At 48.9% G+C, this 3,015-nt stretch carries 2 protein-coding genes; both read right to left on the bottom strand.

Annotated features, from left to right (window positions below; translation table 11 throughout):
- Window positions 1–226: 226 nt before the first annotated feature.
- Window positions 227–1,702: an exopolyphosphatase gene (locus ABYK60_RS18375; protein WP_372873438.1), complete on the bottom strand. Its 1,476-nt coding sequence runs from the start codon at window positions 1,700–1,702 to the stop codon at window positions 227–229.
- 59 nt (window positions 1,703–1,761) lie between these two features.
- On the bottom strand, window positions 1,762–3,015 hold a 1,254-nt coding region (gene ppk1 / locus ABYK60_RS18370; protein WP_372873437.1), incomplete at its 5' end, for a polyphosphate kinase 1.

The raw sequence follows: 3,015 nt of genomic DNA, 5'->3' as shown, positions 1-3,015 counted from the left end.
AATAAAATCGTGATTTCCATATGCAAAACCTTAAGGTTTGTTCCAGTTGGCTGCGCATCGTGCGCTCTGCCCGATGTCATCCCAGTCTGAACCCTGATTAATCCATTTAATCATACTGGTAATGACGTGCAAAAGTTTAACGGTATGGCGAACTAAGTGCCACTTTAAATTGAATATTACACCTAAAAGAGGCCGACTTTGTGAGACAGGCAGTTATTTGTGGTGGTTAATCCATGTCTTCATCGGGGTTGGGACGCATTTCACTGTCCAGCCGCAGTAATAGCCCCAGTTGTGCCATATGCTTTCTCTCACGTTTAAGATCCTTAAACAGCAGCTCAACCCGCGCACTCTGCTCCGGGATAAGTGCCAGCGCATTTTCATCAAGTGGTAAGCAGCTCAGACGCAATGAACGGGCTACCCGCCCCAGATTGACCAATACTGCAAGGCGCAATAAACACAAGAGTTTGACTAACGTCTGGCGCCTGCCATCGGCAAGTGTATTGATATTGTCAAATTGCGGTTTTTTGCGTTGATTGCCAATCAACAGTGCCAGATCTTGCTGCAGATCCTCGGAGAACCCCGGTAAGTCGCTGTTGGCGATAATGTATTGGCCGTGTTTGTGGTGGGCCTGGGAACTGATATGAATACCGATTTCGTGGAGCGACGCTGCGTAGGCCAGCAAACGCGCATGCGGCCGGATATTCCAGCTGTCGGCCACGGTATCAAACAGTGTCATTGCGGTCGTGCGTACCCGGGCGCCATGTTTTGTATCCACATGATAGAGCTGGGCAATACTTTCCACCGTACGGTGACGTATGTCCTGCGACTGGTCGATTTGTGCCAGCTCATAGAGTACACCTTCGCGCAATGCCGCCGGAGTGGGTTCAAGCTTCTCAATGTCGAGTCGCTTGAAGAAGCTGATTAGAATTGCAAGGCCAGCTGGTACCAGAATAAGTCGTTTACGGTCAATATTCGCCAGCTCCAGAGCGTCAACATGCCCCGCCTTAATCAAGTGAAGTTTAAGTTCTTTCAATCGCGCCAGCGTGACAGTTTCTTCTCCCTGAGTTTCTGCAAGCGCCTCGCAGATGGCTTTTACAGAGCCGGAGCTGCCGAGTACCAGATCCCAGCGGCCATCAAAATACTCTTTCGACAGAGTGGAAAATTGCTTGTCCGCTGCCGCTTGTGCTGCGCGAAATGCGCCAATGTTAAGTTTGCCGTCGGTAAAGAAACGCTCGTTGTAGCTGACGCATCCGCAACGAAGGCTGGAGAGTTTTACCGGTTGATTTTTTTCACCTATGACGACTTCGGTAGAGCCACCACCTATGTCAATAACCAGGTTATGTTTAGCAAGTACCTGACTCTGGGCTATGCCCGAGTAAATAAGCCGAGCTTCTTCATGACCGGAAATAACCTCTACAGGGTAGGGCAGCACGGTTCGTGCTGCTTTAAGGAACCTATCACGGTTACGGGCGACCCGCAGCGTGTGAGTTGCCACCAGTCGCACCTGGGTTTCGCACAGACCTGAAAATCGCTGGCTGAAGTTACGCAGGCACTCAAGACCTCTGGCGATGGCTTCATCTGACAAATAGCCCTCAGGGCTTAACCCTTGTGCAAGGCGAACTTGTTCCTTTTCTTTGTGCAGAATTTGCAAACTGCCATCCTGCTCCCTGGCAATCATTAAATGGAAGCTGTTGGAACCCATGTCGATGGCCACAAAATGGCGTTGTGAGGACGTTGACAACTCTCTTCTCCTGATCTTGCTCAGCCTGCCGATATCTGTGAGCTATTGGGCTCTGTCTGGCCTGCATCTGTTTCGGAACAGCATTCCAGTGCGGCCAATCTTGCAGCCTCTTCAGCTTTGGCTTGTTCGTCGGCCATTTCTTCGGCAATACGGTTCCGTTCCTGCTTTTCGTATTGGATAAGATAGTGAGAAATGGCAAATTGGGAGCGCAACTTACGTTTATTTCCCCGATTTCGGTACGGATTGCTTTGCTCTTTGTTAATGATCCTTGCCTTGGTGTTATCTGAAAACTGCAGCGCCAGCAAATCCATTACCATTTGTTTTAATCGGGGATCATAAATCGGAGTACTTACCTCTATACGGCTATCTATATTGCGACTCATCCAGTCGGCAGAGCACAGGAACAGCTTATTTTCACCACCCGCATGGAACAGCATTACCCTGGAATGCTCAAGAAACCTATCTACAATGCTGATGACCTGTATGTTATCGCTGATGCCATCGATTTGAGGGATCAATGAACACATGCCTCTGATAATAAGGCGTATTTTTACTCCGGCCATGGAGGCATCGTAGAGTTTGCCTATCAGTTGCTCGTCTACCAGGTTATTAAGCTTCAGGGTGATAGCGGCATTGCCTACCATTCGGGCATTGAGAATTTCGTCATCTATCAGTGAAAGCAGCTTTTGCCTGGCATCGAACGGAGACACAATGAGATGTTTGAAGTTATCGCGTCTATATGGATGTTCAATTAAATCAAACACCTGCTCTACTTCTCTGGCTATTTCCTGGTTGGCGGTAAACAGCGATAAGTCGGTATACACTTTGGCTGTGCCTTCATTAAAGTTGCCTGAACCAACGTGGCAATAGAGTCGGGTTTCACCTTGTTCTTCGCGGCCAATTAAACACAGTTTTGAGTGTACTTTCAGCGTGGGAATGCCGTGGTGCACTTTTACACCCGCTTCAGCCAGAAGGCGGGTCCATTCGATGTTGTGTTCTTCATCAAATCGGGCGCGAAGCTCGATGACTGCCGTTACCTGCTTGCCATTTTTCACCGCATCAATCAGTGATTGCATAACCCGTGACTTTTTTGCGACACGGTAAAGATTTATTTTAATAAATTTAACCGCAGGGTCGAAGGCGGCCTGGCGGACAAGCTCAGTGAAATACGAGAACTTGTGATAGGGATAGTTGAGCATGATGTCGCCTTTGGCGATGGCATCAAAACTGTTGCCGCAGCGCTGGAATCCTGCGCTGTCCAACGCCGGAAGCTT

It is taken from the genome of Shewanella sp., from assembly GCF_041630135.1.
Lineage (GTDB): Bacteria > Pseudomonadota > Gammaproteobacteria > Enterobacterales > Shewanellaceae > Shewanella.
Note: the sequence above shows the minus strand (reverse complement) of the source record. Positions and strands in the feature narration are given on the sequence as shown.